12 protein-coding genes are annotated in these 17,819 nt (G+C 55.8%); 4 read left to right on the top strand and 8 right to left on the bottom strand.

Annotated features, from left to right (window positions below; translation table 11 throughout):
• Positions 1-80: 80 nt before the first annotated feature.
• Both Pla52o_RS12490 and Pla52o_RS12495 read left to right on the top strand, forming a co-directional pair.
• Positions 81-2,585 (top strand): BatA domain-containing protein, encoded by a 2,505-nt coding sequence (locus tag Pla52o_RS12490; protein WP_146594945.1) that lies wholly within the window; start codon positions 81-83, stop codon positions 2,583-2,585.
• Positions 2,582-4,867, top strand: a complete 2,286-nt coding sequence (locus tag Pla52o_RS12495) for a glutamine amidotransferase (RefSeq protein WP_146594946.1) — start codon at positions 2,582-2,584, stop codon at positions 4,865-4,867. The genes Pla52o_RS12490 and Pla52o_RS12495 overlap by 4 nt, the downstream gene beginning before the upstream one ends.
• A gap of 131 nt (positions 4,868-4,998) precedes the next feature.
• On the opposite strand, the gene Pla52o_RS12500 is transcribed toward Pla52o_RS12495, so the two are convergent.
• Positions 4,999-5,736, bottom strand: a complete 738-nt coding sequence (locus tag Pla52o_RS12500) for an LON peptidase substrate-binding domain-containing protein (protein ID WP_146594947.1) — start codon at positions 5,734-5,736, stop codon at positions 4,999-5,001.
• Positions 5,737-6,187: 451 nt separating this feature from the next.
• On the opposite strand from Pla52o_RS12500, the gene dcd reads away from it, so the two are divergent.
• Positions 6,188-6,766 carry a dCTP deaminase gene (dcd, locus tag Pla52o_RS12505; protein WP_146595229.1) on the top strand — a complete coding sequence of 193 codons (579 nt, stop codon included), beginning with the start codon at positions 6,188-6,190 and terminating at the stop codon, positions 6,764-6,766.
• On the opposite strand, the gene Pla52o_RS12510 is transcribed toward dcd, so the two are convergent.
• From Pla52o_RS12510 to Pla52o_RS12540, 7 genes are all read right to left on the bottom strand, one after another.
• Entirely contained in the window at positions 6,763-7,473 is a 711-nt protein-coding gene (locus tag Pla52o_RS12510; protein WP_146594948.1) for a response regulator, read from the bottom strand. The genes dcd and Pla52o_RS12510 overlap by 4 nt on opposite strands.
• 12 nt (positions 7,474-7,485) lie before the next feature.
• The gene (phoU, locus tag Pla52o_RS12515; RefSeq protein WP_146594949.1) at positions 7,486-8,160 is read right to left on the bottom strand and encodes a phosphate signaling complex protein PhoU; all 675 of its coding nucleotides are present in this window, start codon (positions 8,158-8,160) and stop codon (positions 7,486-7,488) included.
• Positions 8,161-8,166: 6 nt separating this feature from the next.
• Positions 8,167-9,099 (bottom strand): phosphate ABC transporter ATP-binding protein PstB, encoded by a 933-nt coding sequence (pstB, locus tag Pla52o_RS12520; RefSeq protein ID WP_315852946.1) that lies wholly within the window; start codon positions 9,097-9,099, stop codon positions 8,167-8,169.
• A 78-nt stretch (positions 9,100-9,177) separates the two neighbouring features.
• Entirely contained in the window at positions 9,178-10,377 is a 1,200-nt protein-coding gene (locus Pla52o_RS12525; protein ID WP_146594950.1) for a PstA family ABC transporter permease, read from the bottom strand.
• Positions 10,374-11,327 carry a phosphate ABC transporter permease subunit PstC gene (gene pstC / locus Pla52o_RS12530; protein WP_231612289.1) on the bottom strand — a complete coding sequence of 318 codons (954 nt, stop codon included), beginning with the start codon at positions 11,325-11,327 and terminating at the stop codon, positions 10,374-10,376. Before pstC ends, Pla52o_RS12525 begins: the two co-directional genes overlap by 4 nt.
• A 213-nt stretch (positions 11,328-11,540) precedes the next feature.
• On the bottom strand, positions 11,541-12,650 hold the full coding sequence (locus tag Pla52o_RS12535; RefSeq protein ID WP_146594951.1) for a PstS family phosphate ABC transporter substrate-binding protein: 1,110 nt from the start codon (positions 12,648-12,650) through the stop codon (positions 11,541-11,543).
• Positions 12,651-12,866: 216 nt separating this feature from the next.
• Positions 12,867-14,666, bottom strand: a complete 1,800-nt coding sequence (locus Pla52o_RS12540; RefSeq protein ID WP_146594952.1) for a sensor histidine kinase — start codon at positions 14,664-14,666, stop codon at positions 12,867-12,869.
• Positions 14,667-15,193: 527 nt separating this feature from the next.
• Between Pla52o_RS12540 and Pla52o_RS12545 the strand changes: the two genes are divergently transcribed.
• Positions 15,194-16,648: a DUF4332 domain-containing protein gene (locus Pla52o_RS12545; RefSeq protein ID WP_197169202.1), complete on the top strand. Its 1,455-nt coding sequence runs from the start codon at positions 15,194-15,196 to the stop codon at positions 16,646-16,648.
• The last annotated feature ends 1,171 nt before the right edge of the window (positions 16,649-17,819 follow it).

Genomic DNA, 17,819 nt, shown 5'->3' on the forward strand with positions numbered 1-17,819 from the left:
TGGCCCTACGCTCTGACAACGCTTCAATATACAACAGTTCATTCCCGCTCGATCCCAATGTGAAACGGTAAGATAAACTCGTGACATTCTTAAATGCCACTCTGATGCTCGGTCTCGCGGCAATCGCCGTCCCGATCGTGCTGCATTTTTTGTCGCGCCGCGAACCGAAGAAGGTGCTCTTTCCATCGCTGCGTTTTTTAACCCAGCGATACGAAACCAATCGCAGCCGTTTGCAAATCCGCCGATGGTGGTTGCTCGCACTACGCATTGCAGCGTTGGCGGCAGTCGCGTTTGCCTTCGCTCGGCCCATCATCCACCAATCTCTCTCACTGACCTGGATCACGATCGGTTTGCTCGCTGCGGCCGGCGTGGGGTTACTTATCCTAGCCGGCTTGGCCGTTTCCCGTGGTCATTCTGCCCCGCTGCGTTATGCGTTGGCCAGTATCGCGATCCTCGCCCTGCTGACGGCGCTACTGTGGGGCGGCCTGACCTACGCGATGGGACCGCGTCCGGCGACCGATTCGGCCACCCCGATTGCCCTGGCCATTGTGATCGACAATTCCGCCACAGCGAACTGGAAAACCAACGACGACGATCGCATCGGGCGAATCAAATCGTTGGCCGACTGGATCGTCGCCCGCGTGCCACGCACCAGTCGAATTGCGGTCGTCGATCGGTCGCCCAGCCCAGCGTCGTTTGCCCTGGACAGCAGCAGTGCGATTTCGCAAATCGAGCAAACCGATCCGCTTGCCGTCGCCCAGCCGATCACCGGGCGTATCGAAGCAGCGATCCGTCTGGTGCAATCGAGCGATTTGTCATCGCGAGCGGTGATCGTGATCAGTGACCTCAGCGAATCAAGCTGGCAAGATGCAATCGATAGCGACGCCACAAGACAATTAACGGCAACCGACCCGGCCGTGAACTTGACGCTATTTGACCTAGGTGACTTTGCGGGCACCAACCGGTTTCTCTCGTCGCTTCAAGTTTCCGACTTGACGCCCCCTGCCTCGACGGCCGTTTCGATTTCGGCACGTGTGGGTTTGTCGGGTAACCTTGCAGACCAAACGCAATCGCTCACCGCCGAGCTACAAATGTACGATTCCGATCCGGGGTTGCCGTTGTTGCGTGACGGCCAAATCCAACGACCGACGCTGCGCAGTGTCGATCGCACCAATGTTCGTTTGAGCGGAACCGGTACCAGCGAAATCTTATTGACCGCGCCTCCCATGGAGACCGGTACGCATCATGGTCAAATCCGCTTGGTCGGCACGGACCCACTGGAGATCGATGACGTGCGTTACTTTTCGATCGAAGTCTTACCCGCCTCGCCGATTTTGATCGTCAGCGAAAGCGACGAAGAAGCTCAAGTGCTCGGACAATCGATCACCGCGCCGTTGTTGATCGACGATCCCAACGCCGAGTACCACGTCGAGACGATTCGTTATCGCGATTTCGCCGTCGTCCGGCTCGCCGATTTTGCCGCCGTGATGTTGCTAGACCCACCCAATCACGCACTCCATGATCCTCAGTTGAAGCAGTATCTCACTCAGGGAGGTGGCGTATTTGTGGCGTTGGGACCGGCCGCCGAAGCGACGTCCACCGTATCCCCAACGTGGCCCAAACTCGTTCGTCGCTGGCGAATCCCTTCGCCGGGCACGTTTTTTCAACCGCTAAACCAATCTCACCCATTGCTCTCCCCGCTCAGCGAGATCTCCGGCGGCGTGCCTTGGAACCAATTTCGAATCGCTCAGTATTGGCAACTTGAAACGGATCCCAAAAAACCAGCTGCGACACGCACGCTGGCCACGTTTGCAGGCACCGAACACGCTTTGTTGATGGAGATCATCAACTCCGACACCCCATCCCAAGGCCGTGTGGTGATGATGACCACCCCGATCCCAGCGTTGGCCAATACGACCCGTCCTTGGAACGATTTGTTTAGCGGCAACGACGCCTGGCCGGCGTTCTTGCTGGTTCGACAATTAGCCGATTATTTGACCCAGCGGACCGCTGCGATACGGTCGCCTTTGGTCGGTCAACCTCACACCATCCCCATCGACACGTCGGTCGCAAGGTCAGCGACCACGCGTGCCTCGGCCACGGCGGAGGATTCCTCTCCGGAACCACAGCTTGCACCGCAAGCGAGCGAACGGCTGACACAGCGATTTCAATTGTTTCCCCCCGGCGATACCGGGGTGGTTCCGATTGATGTCGACATCGATGTCAATCAATTCACGGTCACCAACCTCAATGTGCCTGGAACGTATTGGGTCCGTGGGAAAGGACTCAACTCCGGCTTCTCGGCGAATCTAGCGGATACGGCCACCCGGCTAACCCGTGTCGATCCCGATGCGCTGTTAGCGGCATTTGCTAACGAAGAGGTGCGTTTAATCACCGCGCGTGAAGAGATCGACCTCAGCGGCGACCAAGACAATCAACGGGTCTCGCTGCACTCCCCCGCGATGTTGTTGGCATTGATTGTGTTTCTGTTGGAGCAAATCTTGGGCAACCGTTTCTATCGCAATCGTGACTCGAGCCGTTCCCCCAGCGGGGTTTCGTCGGCCACGCAGGGAGCGACCACGTGAGTTCCTTTTTAATCGAGCCAATTTACGACTCCGCCATCGTCGCCGTCATGGTGTCGTTGATCGTCGCAGCCGTGCTGGTGCTGGTAACACCGCCGACGGAAAACCGTTTTCATCGTCGCTGTTTGATCGCACTGCGTGGCCTGGCCGCCTTCATTTTGATGCTGGCCTTGTTTCGTCCTGGCTTGGTCCAGACCGACACCCGTCCGGCCGATGCGACCCTCGTCGTTGCGGTCGACACCTCGCGCAGCATGACCTTTCCCGACGACGAACGAGGCGATCGTTGGACCCATCAACAACAAGCGTGGCGCGAACTCGCCTCGGGCATCGCGGCACTCGACGAATCGATGAGCGTTCGGTTGCTCGGCTACGACAAAACCGCGACGGCATTGGATGATGCTTCGCCCACCGCGTTAGATACCATCACCCCCAAGGGTGACTTAACCGATTTGGCCTCCGCCGCGACCGCAACGATCGCAGCAGCCCAGGGTCAACCACTTGCCGGGGTCGTCTTGATGGGCGACGGCACGCAAACCGCTCCGATCGCAGGGGCCGGTGCCGAGCGCATCGCCCAAACGCTCAAGACGTGGGGGGTCCCCCTGTGGACCGTACCGATCGGGCCCGCAGGTGGCCAATCGGCAAACCGCGATGTCGGCATCGATGCGTTGCCCGAGAGTTTCTCGCTGTTTGCTAAAAACGAATTTGAAGTGAATTTCCAGGTGCAATTGCGAGGTTTGGCAGGCACCGAAGTCCCCCTGCGTCTGCTCTGGATTGACGAACAAGGAAAGGAAACGGTGGCGGCCGAAAGGCGTGTGATCGCCGAAAAAGCCAGCGAGGTGAAGGGCATGACGATCCAAGTGATTGCCCCCGATCCAGGCGTCTATCGCTTGAATGTCGAAGTCGCACCGCAATCGGGTGAATGGGTCACGTCTAACAATACCCAAACCGCGTTTGTCAATGTGCGCGAAGGGGGCGGGCGGATCTTGTATCTCGAGGGCACCGCGCGGATGGAGCAAACGTATCTCCGTGCAGCGCTGCGGCGATTCCCGGATCTCGATTTAACCTACCAATGGATCCCCAGCGACACCGCGTCACGATGGCCCGTCGGCATGCGAGATTGGTTTCAAAAAGGCAAGTTCGATATTTACATCATCGGCGATTTGGACGCCGATGCGATTGGGCGCAAACAACTGGAACAACTGGCCCAAACCGTTTCCGAAGGGGCGGGCTTGGTGATGCTAGGTGGCTACCACAATTATGACGCAGGAGGTTACGCGAACTCGCCGTTGGCCGATGTGCTGCCGATCAAACTCGACGCCTCACGTCGGATCGACATCGCATCGGACCGTGGGGCGAGCGTGAGACAGCAAATCGAAGGGCCAATCACGATGAATCTCGCTCGGGCTCATCCGATCACCGACCTGGGCGGTAGCGATCCTGCGAAGATCTGGGCATCGCTGCCACCATTGCCTGGCGCCAACCGCTTCGTCGGCCCCAAGGTTGCTCCCGGCGTCCAAGTGCTACTTGAAACCCCAGAAAAGGATCCGCTGCTCGTCGTCGGCGAGTACGGCCAAGGACGAACAGCCGCGATCGCATTCGATTCGACTTGGCGGTGGTGGCGTGAAGGGCAAAGCGAAGTCTACCGCCGTTTTTGGAGACAGGTCGCGCTGTGGCTGCTGTCTCGCCAAGAAGATTCCGGGGACCGAATCGTAATCGAGCTCGATTCGCGACGGTTCGCCAACGAAGATCAAACCGAATTTCGAGCACGCTTCACGTCGCTCGCCCCCGAACCCTCGGCGGAGCCATCACCCGAGCCATGGATCGCCGAGGTCATCGACGCGAACCAGCAAGTGACCGTGATCACCGACACGGCGAAATCGACACAAGCGGGGGGCCAATCGATGTCAGGCAAGATCCCCGAACTCGCCCCAGGGTACTATCGTTTACGAATCCAGCCTGAGAATGAAAAGTCGAACCTCAAAGCCGAAACATTGGCGTTTCAAGTGATTGACCAAAGTCGTGAAATGGTGATGCCCGTGGCCGACCCCGGCTACTTGCGACAATTGGCCGAGATCACCCAAGAGCACGGTGGCGGTGCGTTTTCGTTCGAACAGATCGACCAATTGGTCCAACGAATCGCCGATCGTCGCCAACAAGCCGAAGCTCCCGTCGTCGAAAAACATACCCTCGGCGACGACCCGCTCAGCGGTTGGCTGTTGTTTGTGGTATTCGCCGGTGCGTTGTCCACCGAATGGACATTGCGGCGGCGATGGGGATTGGTCTGATCGTCGCGGATCGCTCCGCGATCTTGGCGAGTAGCGGAACGGACTCGGCTACCACAACAAATTGTGAAGCGGGTTGCATTGGTGGCTTTGTGGTTCGCTGCGCGTAATGATCGCGGAGCGATCAACGACAATCAATTCACACTAAACGGAGGTGGGAAGGGTTGATCGCCTCGGGATCCCGATTCCCCGTTCTGTTCTTCAGAAGAAACCGAGTGCAGATTGACCTTACCGCTGCGCAGCAAACGCACCAATTCGGTTGCCCGGTCATCGACGTCGGCAATGCCCAACAATCGCAATTTTGCTTCGATTTCAAACGGCAAGGTGTAAGCGATGATATCGGTGATGGGCCCCAGTCCCATTTGGCCGGCCATCAATTCATGCAAACTCTTTGAAGCCTGCTTGCTGGACGGAATCACGGTCGCAAACGCGTCGAGAAGTTCTTTCTTTAACTGTGTTCGCGACTCCGCACCGATCGGCGGATAGAAATCGGATCGCACATCGACCTCGGCAATGCGAAACGAACGCCCCGCGTCGATTTCGCGAGTGATCTTGGCACGCTTCACCCCGACCAACAAGATATTGTGTCGATCGTTGTCTAATTCCGCATGAGAAACAATGCGTCCGATACAAATCGTCGTTGCGACCGGAGGTTCGCCATTGGCAACCGCGGAGATCCCTCCGGTCAACGTTGCCATCGCAATCAAGCGATCCGATGCCAATGATTCGCGCAGCATCTCGCAATATCGAGGTTCGAATAGATGCAAAGGCTGCATGGCATGTGGAAACATGACCAATTCAGGTAACGGAAACAGACGCACCCGACCGTCAAAATCATCGGGCAACTGAATCACATCCTCTAAATCATCCATCAACTTATTCGCACCTTGTGGTTATCCGAGCCTCAACGAGCTTGAAGCCCCCGCGAACTCAGGGAACCCGCGAACTCAGGGAATAGGAGACCTGCGCGACCAGCGCACCATTCTAAGAACCAATCCTCTAAAAACCATTGCTGCACGCCGCGCCACCCCGCTACGGAGGGTTAAGTTTCTTGAACCGTCTTCGCGACGATTCCGCCTCAGCCCCCCCACGGAATATACACAAGCAAAACTCTTACCAAGATTCTAAACGCATTTCATTTTCGCATATTAACGTTTGGAGGCGTTAAAAACGACCTATTCGGCAACGTGGAGGAAAATATCCTGACGCGTCCGCTCTCGATGCCGCCCAAATCATTGACGCCGCCGAGGTCCTGGCCGACAATCACGGCAACGCACTCATTGGCATCGCACCCCCATTCTCTACTCTGCTGACGGATTGAAAATGCTTCTTTCGGGTGAAGAAATCAAGCGAAGGCAAAACGACTCGATTGTGATCGAGCCCTTCGAAGAAAGCCGCGTCAATCCCAACAGCTACAATCTCGCGCTTCATCACGAATTACTGGTGTATGAAGAGGTGATTTTGGATACCGCGACCCCCAACCGCTATCGCCGGTTGGAGATTCCTGCGGAAGGGATCACGCTACAACCCGGATTGCTATATCTCGGCCGCACGGTGGAGCATACGGTCACCAATGGCTTGGTGCCGATGATCCAAGGCCGCAGCTCGCTGGGACGACTCGGGTTGTTCGTCAATCCAGGCGGAAGCTTGGGCGACGTCGGTTACTGCGGCACCTGGACGCTAGAGATGCATTGCGTCCAACCGGTTCGCATTTATGCCAACATGCAAATCTGTCAAATTTACTATTTGCAGGTCGAAGGGGAGTGCCCCTCCTACGACACGGGAAAATATCAAAACAGCTCCGATATCCAACCCAGTTTGATCTATCGAGAATTTGGTAGCGAAGACCGCGACGCTCAAATGGAATTGAACTTCGACGAACTGCTGCACCGATCACGCTAGACTCCCGCTTCGATGCGGTGGTCCGATGGATCTCGAAACTTATAGCCCACCCCGCGTACAGTTTGCACCACGTCGGCGTGCGTATCGAGCTTCTTCCTCAGCGATCGAACGTGAACGTCGATCGTCCGCTCCAATACGAGGGTATCTTCCCCCAGTGCGACGTCGATCAATTCGCTTCGCGAGAACACGCGACCGGGTTGGCGAAGCAAACATTCGAGCAAGCGAAATTCGCTTCGCGTCAAATGCACCACCTCGTCGTCCACCGTCACACGGTAACGAACCGGATCGATCGCCACGCCTTGGCTGGCAATCAATTTCACGGCTGCCGATTCCGCATCGCGGCGACACAGCGACTTGACCCGCTCAAGCAGCACTTTGACACTGAACGGTTTGGTCACATAGTCGTCCGCTCCGAGTGCAAAGCCCACCAATTCGTCCGACTCTTCGGCTTTCGCCGTCAACATCAAAATTCGTGTGTTCTTTGTGGCCGAGTCTGCGCGTAGCCGGCGACAAACTTCGAGACCATCGAGCACCGGAAGCATCAGATCCAACAGAATCAATGCGGGTAACTTCAAACGCGCTTGCGTCAATCCGTCCTCACCGTCATGAGCCACGATTACCTCGTAACCTTCGCGTTGAAGATTATAGGCAATCACCTCCGCTAGCGAGCGATCGTCTTCAATAATGAGCACCGTGGTTTTTGCCATCTTACTTTCAGCCTACCTCGCATTTTTGATCGTAACCGAGCGATGGCGAACGATCTCGCCATCGACTAAATAAATCGCATCTTCGGCAATATTGGTTGCTAAATCAGCAATCCGTTCTAAATGACGAATCGCGGAAAAGCAATGCAGTGCCGCTACCACCAATTGGCTGTCCGTTTGCATGACACGTCGCAACCAAGCAATCAACTCCGCATTGAGTCGATCCACTTCATCGTCGCCAAGAATCACCTGCTTGGCCGCGATCGTATCCATGTTCACAAACGCATCCAAGGCATTCCGCACCATCGCGGTCACCTTTCCCACCATCGGACCGACCTCGTCGGGAATGACGAACCTCGGATAGTCGCCCACGCCAATCGCTCGCTGAGCCACGTTGACGGCCAAATCCGCAATCCGTTCTAAATCATTGTTGACCTTGATCACCGTTGCAATTCGCCTGAGGTCCGTCGCGACCGGGTGATGCAGTGCCAACATCTTCAAACACTCCTCTTCGATCGTGACTTCGTGCTGATCGACGAATTCATCGTCCAGGATCACTTTTTCAGCTAAGTCGAGGCGTCCCTCGCACAGGGAACGGCCTGCGTTGGCAATCATTTCTTCGACGATTGCCGATAACGACAAAATGTCGCGATGCAATTGTTCCATATCGCGGTCGAGATGTTTTGTCATAACGGCTTATCCAAATTTGCCTGTAACGTAGTCTTCGGTCTGCTTCTCATCGGGACGGGTGAAAATCTGATCCGTGGTCCCATACTCGACCACACGGCCATGATAGAAAAATCCAGTCCGATCTGAGACGCGCGACGCTTGCTGCATGTTGTGCGTCACAATCACGATCGTGTATTGCTGGCGAAGCTCGTAGATCAAATCCTCAATACTGCTGGTCGAAATCGGGTCGAGTGCCGAACAAGGTTCATCCATCAAAAGCACCTCCGGCCCCGTCGCAATCGTTCGGGCAATGCAGACACGTTGCTGTTGCCCCCCGCTCAAACCCAGCGCGGGCTTTCGCAAACGATCCTTCACTTCATCCCAAACCGCCGCTTTTTGTAACGACCATTCGACCAGATCATCCAGTTCCGAACGCGATATTTTCAAGTGTAACCGCGGACCATACGCCACGTTGTCGTAAATCGATTTGGGAAACGGATTTGGTTTTTGAAAGACAATTCCGACTTGGCGACGTAGATCGACCACATCGGTGCTCTTGGACAGCACGTCCAACCCGCCCAGCGAAATCGTTCCTTCGGCACGCGCCGTTGGCACAATGTCGTTCATCCGGTTGATCCAACGCAGCAGCGTTGTCTTACCGCACCCACTCGGGCCAATGAACGCCGTCACCCGATTCTTGGGGATCTTTAATTGAATGTCATGCAGCGCTTGGTAGCTGCCGTAGAAGGCATTGAAATTATCGATATGAATCGCCGTCTCGACTTCATCCTGATCCTGCGGCCGCTCATCCGCGATGCGTTGTTTCACGGCTGCGTTTTTCAGAGTCGCGTCATTGACACCGACGTCATCCATCGCGTTATTTCCAGCCACAGCGGATGGCACGTTGCTGGGAAGGGGATCCGCCACGGACTTTGCTTTCTTTACGGAGGTCATCATCATGTTTTTCGCTTTGTAACGTGGCTTTCGAAACCGCCCCAATCAAATGAACGCGTCGTCACGAACGACAATTCAGAGGGATTAAGAAAGAGTTTTTTGAGTTCGATTACGAATCAACACGGCAACCGCGTTGAATGACAACAAAAGGGACAACAGCACAATGATTCCCTGTGCCGCGACGGAGTGAAACTCGGCTTGCGGACGCGCCGCCCAGTTGAAAATCTGCAGAGGCATCACTGAAAAATCATCCATCAAATTGCTTGGATTGGAACCGATGTAAACGATCCCACAAATGATCAAGACCGGTGCCGCTTCACCGATGGCGCGACTCATCGCCAAAATCGCCCCGGTCATGATCCCTGGGATCGCCGAGGGCAACGTCACGTTTTGCACCGTTTGCCACTGCGTGGCTCCCATGCCAAGGGACCCTTCGCGAAGTGAATTTGGAACCGCTCGCAATGACTCTTGCGACGCGATGATTACGATCGGCAAAACGACCAACATCAACGTCAAACCGCCCGTCAACACGCCTCGTCCGAGCGGCAAACGAAAGTAGTACCAAGTCTTTTTACTGATCCGTCCCGCTTCGGCATCCTCACGCAGGGTGACCGCGCGAACGTCAGCCTGTTTGGGAAGCCGACTCTTCGCCCCGATCACATTCACCTGGACCGATTCACCCGAACTCGTCAACGCCACCAACCCCGATTTCAATATGGGCTCGGGAGCCCCCGCCGCGTCGGCCGGCACCAACAAAATCCGGTCCCCTTCGCTGACGAATTGATCAAAGTAAGTGGCTCCGACTTCAAACGCCGCTTCATTGGTTTGCCCCATGATCCCGAACATGCCCGCGAAGGCCGTCAACCCAATGATGCCGTAGACCACCGAGGGCACCCCCGCCAAATTGCTGATGTTCAATTGAATAAAGCTGTGGAACCAACGCATCACACGACGGCGTGGCTTGAACTCTTCGAGAAAGATGGCCGTTGAGACCCCGATCGGCAACGCGAACAACGCACACACCCCGCACACCCACATCGATCCAAACAGCGCCGGTCGAATCCCAGCCTCCGACGGAGTCGCACTCGGAGCCGAGCTGACAAAACGCCAACTAAAGCCCGGCAAACCTTGATAGAAAACCGCCGTCAACATGATCGCTAACATGATCACCGAGACCATCGCGGTGGCTTGACAAAAGCGAACGAACCAGCGGTCCAGTCGATGGCGACCGTGCAGAGAACGGTGCGGCGATTTCGCGTTTGTCACTTCGCTATTTTGACTCATTCGTATGCCTCGCGGAATCGCTTTCGGACTACATTTCCCAACACCGTCAAACTAAACGTGATCACAAATAACACCGCTGCGACCGCATACATCGAGTAGTACTCCATCCCCTCATGACTGGCGTCGCCAAGTGCCATTTGCACCATCCAACCCGTCATCGTCTGAATCTCATTTCGTGGATCCGCGGTCATTTGAGCTGTCGCTCCCGCGGCCAGTGCGACGATCATCGTTTCCCCAATCGCTCGCGCGATTGCTAACAAGAACGCCGAAACCAAACCCGACAATGCCGCCGGCACCACCACCTTCGTCGCCACGTCAAAGCGAGTCCCCCCCAATCCATAGGCCCCGTCGCGAAGACTTCGCGGCACCGCATGCAACGCGTCTTCGGAGAGCGAACACACCGTCGGCAAACAGAGAATCCCAACCGCCAATCCTGCGCTGAAGGCATTAAAAACATTAAAGCCTTCGTGCAAAAACTTCAAACCAGGCGTGATCACCGTCAAGGCAAAGTAACCGTACACAACCGTCGGGATGCCCGCCAAAATTTCAAGCGTCGGCTTCAACACCGCTCGCAATTTTCGTGGTGCATATTCGCTTAGATAGATCGCCGTCACCAACCCCAGCGGCAATGCCACGACCATCGCCACCGTCGTCACCAACATCGTCCCAGCCACAAGAGGCCAAATCCCAATCTCACCCGAAAACAGCGGAGACCATTTGGCGGAGCCCAAGAACTTCCCGACGCTCACTCCATCCATTCCAAAGAAACGGAACGTCTCGCGGAACAACACGAAGATAATCGCGAAGGTAATGGCGATCGACAACGATGCGCTTAAGAACAACATCACGCGAACCAAACGATCGCCGATCTGTGCAGCGATCGGCGACCTCCGTCGCGAGGGGTGGTGGACCACATCGGTGATCTCGTAAGGGGCGTTAATCACGCTCATGAAAATCGTTTTCCGTTTGGATCGTGCCCGTTTGTCTGTAACGAAACTCACAAGAAAGTTTCGTTCAACCAGTTAGCTCGTTTGGCGGCCCACCGACTTGCGCCGCGTTACAGCCGACCATTGGTGCAGTGGATCTTGCGAAAGATCCTTGTGCCGCAGGATCTTTCGCAAGATCCACTACACCCCCCCCTAACATTCAGCTCTGAAAACTCGCTACTCGATGTCCACCACACTCTCGGTTGTATAAAGCTCTGCCAGCGGACCGGTTCGCTTTTCCAACGCTTCGGTCAAGTAGTGGGTCCCCGTAATCCGCTCTTCGTAGTGGGTTTGCACGACTTCGTAGATCGAGGGGGGCAAGGCGACATAGTCGACCATCTCGGCCAACTTGCCAGCTTCCTTCAAGTAGAACTTGAGAAACGCTTTGACCTCGGGACGCTTCATCGAGTCCGTGTTGACGTAGATGAAGAGGGGGCGGCTAAAGGGAGCGTATTGCCCGCTTTCGATTGTCTCAGGCGTCGGCCCAACGGCCTCACCCGTCTTAGGATCGACGATCTTGACCGCTTTGATCTTGTCGACATTCGCAAAGTAATACGAAGCGCCAAAGAAGCCAATCGCGCCCTTTTCGCCCGCAATCCCAGTGACGAGTACGTTGTCATCTTCGCTGACCGACATGTCGTCGCGAGGATGCTCGTTGTCGCTATCCTTGGCAACCACATCGCCAAAGAAGTAGTCAAACGTCCCCGAGTCTGTGCCCGGTGCGTAGATTTTGATTGCCACATCGGGCCATGCTGGGTTCACTTCTTTCCAGCTCTTCGCGCCGCCCTCACGCAAGAAAATCTTCTTCAATTCGTCAATCGTGAGCTGGTCGACAAAGTCGTTGTCTTTGTTGATCACAATCGACAAGCCGTCATAGGCGATCGGCAATTCGACGAACGACACCCCCTTGGCTTGGCAGGCTTTGAATTCGGAATCCTTGATCGGACGCGAGGCATCGGAGATGTCGATTTCGCCGTTGGTGAACCGACCGAAACCTCCACCGGTACCGGAGATCGCGACGGTCACCCTCACGTTTTTGAACGTCTTTCCAAACGCTTCTGCTGCCGCTTCGCTGATCGGAGCCACCGTGCTCGAACCGTCAATCGCAACCGCTCCCTCGATCTCGGTGAGCTCGCTGGCGCCAAGATCCGGGGCCGTCCCGCTAGGGGTAGACGAAGGCGTGGTCGCCGTCGGACCGCAACCGATCAACGCCAAACACACAAAGCAAACCGCCACTGTTTCGCCAAACACCGCAGTGCCGCTACGAAACGGTTCCAACAACTTCATTCGCCTTCTCCAGGATCTTAACTGAGGTAACAAGTCGTGACACCGACTCGACCCCCGAGATCCTAGAGCTTGATTGTGAAGAATGCGTTAAGAACGATTGAAGCTAGCGCGATAATAAAACCACCTTGATGGCCGGCCAACAACTGGCCCATTAATCCCGCTCCGAATGTGAGGGTCGAGAGGACCGCCCCCCGCCATCCTAGCGCCCCCATCTGCTTAACTCAATGGCAATCGCACTTGAAACGTGCTGCCCTCGCCAGGCTTGCTTTTCAAACTCACCGAGCCATCAAAGGCTTGGCAAAGATGTTTGACAATGGACAACCCGAGTCCCGTCCCTCCCAACTCGCGAGACCTAGCTTTATCCGCCCGATAAAAACGTTCAAAGACGCGTGTGTGATGCTCAGGTGCAATCCCGATCCCTGTATCCTTGACCTCCAACAACACTTGGTCCGACTCTTGAAGCCAACGCACCGTCACTTGACCACGCTCGGGGGTGTACTTGATCGCATTGCCGATCAAGTTGTCTAGGATCGTGGTTAAACCATCTTCATCGACATAGACCGAAAGCGCCGTCACAGGCGGTTGGACGACGAGCCGGATCTCTTTTCGCTGAGCGGCATCGTCGTGGTGCTTGATACACGCGTCGACCACTCGGCGGACAGGAACGTCCCCCACCTCAAACGCCTCTTCCTTCGATTCAACACGGGCGATCTGCAGCATATCGAGAATCAATTGGTGCAACCGCTCCGCCTCTTCTTCGATCCGTTGGACAAAGTGCACATTGTTTTCCAGATCGCTCAGGCCTCCCAAACGCAACGTTTCCGCATAGGCCTTGATCGACGCCAGCGGAGTTTTCAGTTCGTGGGACACGTTCGCGACAAATTCTTGACGCAGGTTTTCTAGCCGCCTCAACTCGGTGATGTCATGCAACACGATCACAACGCCGTTGGCTGGGTTGCCTGGCAAACAGGTCGCTCGGACCGCTAAATCACGACGAATTTGGCTGATGGATTCAAACTCGGTTTGGACGGGACCGCCCATTTCTAGACATTTCTGCACCACTTCGTGCAGCGATCGGCTCCGCACGGCCTCCAACAACGGACGACCGACTTCATTGGTCGCTGCAAAATTGAGCAACATTTTGCTGGCTCCGTTCGCCAAGACGATCCGCTGCTGTACATCGATAGCAATGATCCCCTCATCCATGCTGCCCAGCACCGTGGACATCTGTTCGTTCTTTTCTCGCAACTGCCGAAATCGCCTGGCCAACTCCGATTGCATCTGATTGAACGCTTCGGAAAGTAAGCCCACTTCGTCCTGGCTACGAACGGAGACCGGAGCTTGGTCGACCCCTGCGGCAATGGCCTGAGCACGCTCGGTCAATTGGGCCAGCGGGTCAATGATGCGGCCGACAATCGCGTAGGTCAGTCCGGTGGCAATCGAACCAAACAACAGCGCCAACAACCACAACGATCGGCGGACCGCCGCAACACGGTCATTGATCGTATCCAGTCGCTCCGCCACTCGCACAAATGCAGACTTTCCGTTGAACGCTTCGGTCTGTAACGCCAAGTAATACATGTCGATCGAAAGCGTCGGACTCTCGCGCGTCGCAGTCCCTTTTCCCACCTCCCCCGCGGCGATCAACTCCGGGCGATTGGCATGACTGATCATTGATCTGGGATCATGCTCGGAATCGGCCAACACCAAACCCTCGGAATCAATGATCGTCAAACGGGTGTCGGTTTCCGTCGCCAAACGCTGGATCAACGTTTGCAACGCTTGTTGCTTAGCGGTGTGAACCGCAGGCTCGACATCCTCGTCGAGAACACTCGCGACCAAGCCGCTAATGTGGCTCCGTAACACGACCGCGGTGTCGAACAAACGCTGCTCCACTTGCCGGTTGATCTCCACCCGTTGCGAAGAATTCACGATGAACAAGAACCCGACGGCAAGCGTCAAATTCAAACCAACCGAGATCAGGAAAAGCTTCCAAAACAGACGAGATGACCGCACAGTGGGCCCCGTAGATGAGCAACATGGATGAAACAACGCGACCCACATTCCCATAACGGAATTTGAATAACAAGGGGCGACGAGCGAGGAGTGAAACATTCGGCAGTCCCCTGATCTGGCGGGAACAAGTCCGATTGCCCGGGCTTGGGTGCTCCCTCGATCAGGACGTTTCACCCGAAATTCTCGAATTCATTTCCATTTCATCACAATGCATTTCACCTCCACCGGTTCATGCAAATCAAGCGACCGCGGCTGCCATTGAATCCCACCCACCCACGCAACACCAGCTCCGACGCGATCCGCCGGAAACAGCCTTCCGAGCGGTTTCACGACCACGTTTCATACACGCATCCCTTTAATTCCTTTGCGAGTTTCGAGAAAGAACAGGAGCATTCCCTTTGACGCGGTGGCCGTCGATTTGCGATCTTCCGTCCATGGATTCCTCGAACCCGATCGTGCGGGTGTCGCGTCTTCCCCTGTGGGGCACGCGATCGCCGAATCGGAAGTGTCCCCCCTTGGAGAACGGAATGTCACGGATCATCACGATTCTGCGCGCAGCTCATTGCCGTAGCACTCATCACTACTTTGCTCTCGATGCGTTTGCGCAACTCAAAACGCCGCGCGGCATCTTGCTCAGCAACATGTTGACGAAGTACTACGACGCCTACCTCAAAGGTGCGAAGGCGCCCGACACCGAGTTTCGCGACTTCAAAAACCACGTCCTGCATGTCCGTGACAACCATTGGGGAGGCGCTCCACGCGCTTGCGAAAAATGGCTCCGCATCGCAATCGAGCAACTCGACAACGAACAATTCCAAGAGGCGGCCTATAGCCTGGGCGTGCTGAGCCACTATTTCACCGATCCCATCATGCCCCTACACACCGGATCGAGCGAGCGTGAAGGGATCGTTCATCGACCGATGGAATGGAGTGTTTGCAAAGCGTACGAGGAAATTTACGCCGAACTCAACCACGGCAAGATGCGCGTCGAATTCCAACTCGCCAACGGCGATGCATGGATCTCCGACGCCGTCTTCGCTGCCGCCCAAGCATCCAATCCCCATTACGAACGACTGATCGAGATTTACGATCTTCAGCGCGGCGTGAAAAATCCCCCCGACGGTCTCAACGCCGAAGCACGCGAAATCCTGAGCAACATGTTTGGTATCGCGATTACCGGCTGGGCGCGGATCCTCGAACGGATCGCCGAGCAAAGCAAAACCACGATCCCTGCGATGCCATTGACCATGACGACGGTGATCGCGGCGATTCAAATTCCGTCGAAATGGGTGATTCGTAAAATTGCTTCCGTACAAGAACAACAAGCCATCAAAGCTCTGTTCGCGGAATTCCAAAGCACTGGAAAAGTGCAAACCCACTTGCCCGAGGAAGTCCGTCTCGTGCGTGCCGAGCGACCCATGAGCGCATCCTCAACAACACCGCCGATCCCCACCTTAACCCTGCCCAGCGAACCGGTCGTTCAAGCACCTGCCAAACTCGCCTCCCCGATCCTGGCCCCCGCCACGGAAACGTCATCGCCGCCTGCCTCGACGAACACCTCCGTCTCCGACAACCTCGTCGACGCCCCTTCCATCGGCCCCAAGACCGCCGCCCGATTCGCGAACATCGGGATCACCACCATCGGTCAATTTTTGGCCAGTGCTCCTGAGCAGATGGCAAGCCAGTTAAACACCCAATGGATCACGCCCGCGTTAATCGAAGATTGGCAAGCCCAAGCCACGTTTGTCACTTCCATCGCATCGCTGTGCGGTTACAAATCACAATTGCTAGTCGCGATCGATTGCCGCACTCCAGCGCAACTTGCCGAACGCGACGCGGATGAACTGACCGCTGCGATTGCTCGCTATGCTCAAACCAAAGCGGGACAACGCATCCTGCGCAGCAGCACACCGCCGGACGAAACCAATGTCGCACGTTGGATCGCCGAAGCACGCGAATGCTCACAACAACGTGCCGCGTAGACGTTGTGCCCCGACAGGAAATCGCGAGAGAGAAAATCATCGCGACGTCAAAATAACTGAGCGGCCAGGAACCCCGTGCAGATAGGCAGGAGTCTTTCGGTAGATTAGCCGTTTTGGCGTTAGCCACGGTTCAAGCGGTTCAGCCGGTTCAAGCGGGGCTAACGCTGGACCGTGGAAAAGTTGGGGTTGTGTTTTTTTGGGTTTGCGCAATTTTCATCCCGACGGGATGACGGACAGTAGCCGGTGGCTTGAGCGCAGCGAATACCACCGGAAGGACAAAGCCTTCAGGACAAAGATCGCGGAACAAAAATGCCTTCACGAAATGCTCTGTCCATACCAAAGTTTTAGCAGCCCAGGCAAACGCCCAAGTGGCTAATGGGATTTCAGCCATTCATTCCTGCCTACCTGCTTAGTGCTGCGCCGACTGCACGTCTGAGAACTGCACGTCTGAGAACTGCACGTCTGAGAACCTGGGGGATCGGCCCAAGCTTGGGCTGCTAATAAGAGGGTATTGCGGCTGTTTGTGCGTGCGCGGGATTTGTTCCCTACGCCAACGGCGTTAAACAACCTAGCCCAGGAGGTTAAAGCCGAGAATGCCGAAGGCCATCTCGCTGCAACCCTGGGTTGCTTGGAGACCAAGAAACGGCCCGTCACAACTAGGGGACGACAGCACAACTAGGGGACGACAGCACAACTAGGGGCCGACAGGCAACCAGGAGACGACAGCGTCACTTGCAAATTCGGCCGACAAGCAGAATCAAGGCCGCGATTGGCTCGGGTGAACTTAAGCTCACGTGATCTTTGGCTCGCTGCACCCGTAACGTTGTGAACGGGGCATTGCCCACAACCTTTACAAAGTGCAGCGAGCCAAAAATCACGCTGGCCAGCAACCACAGCGTTGCGTTCTCGGCCCGCGACCGAGTTCATGACCGAATCTTAATCACAATCTTAAGCGTTGCCAACGAACCTGCTGGTCCGGCGACACACTGATTTTTCCGCGCCGTTGCGACTCCTTCATCGCGCTGGCCTCTTGCTCTCGCGCGATGGCGATATTTCTAACCAGTTCTTTCGGCTAACAGAAGGCCTATTCACGCATCGGCCCCGTTAATCCTAAAAGTTAATATTGGGCTTCCCAAGCGACGACTACACGCATCTCCCTCAACGGCGTGAA

Origin of the sequence: Novipirellula galeiformis, from assembly GCF_007860095.1 — a bacterium.
In the GTDB taxonomy this organism is placed as follows: domain Bacteria; phylum Planctomycetota; class Planctomycetia; order Pirellulales; family Pirellulaceae; genus Novipirellula; species Novipirellula galeiformis.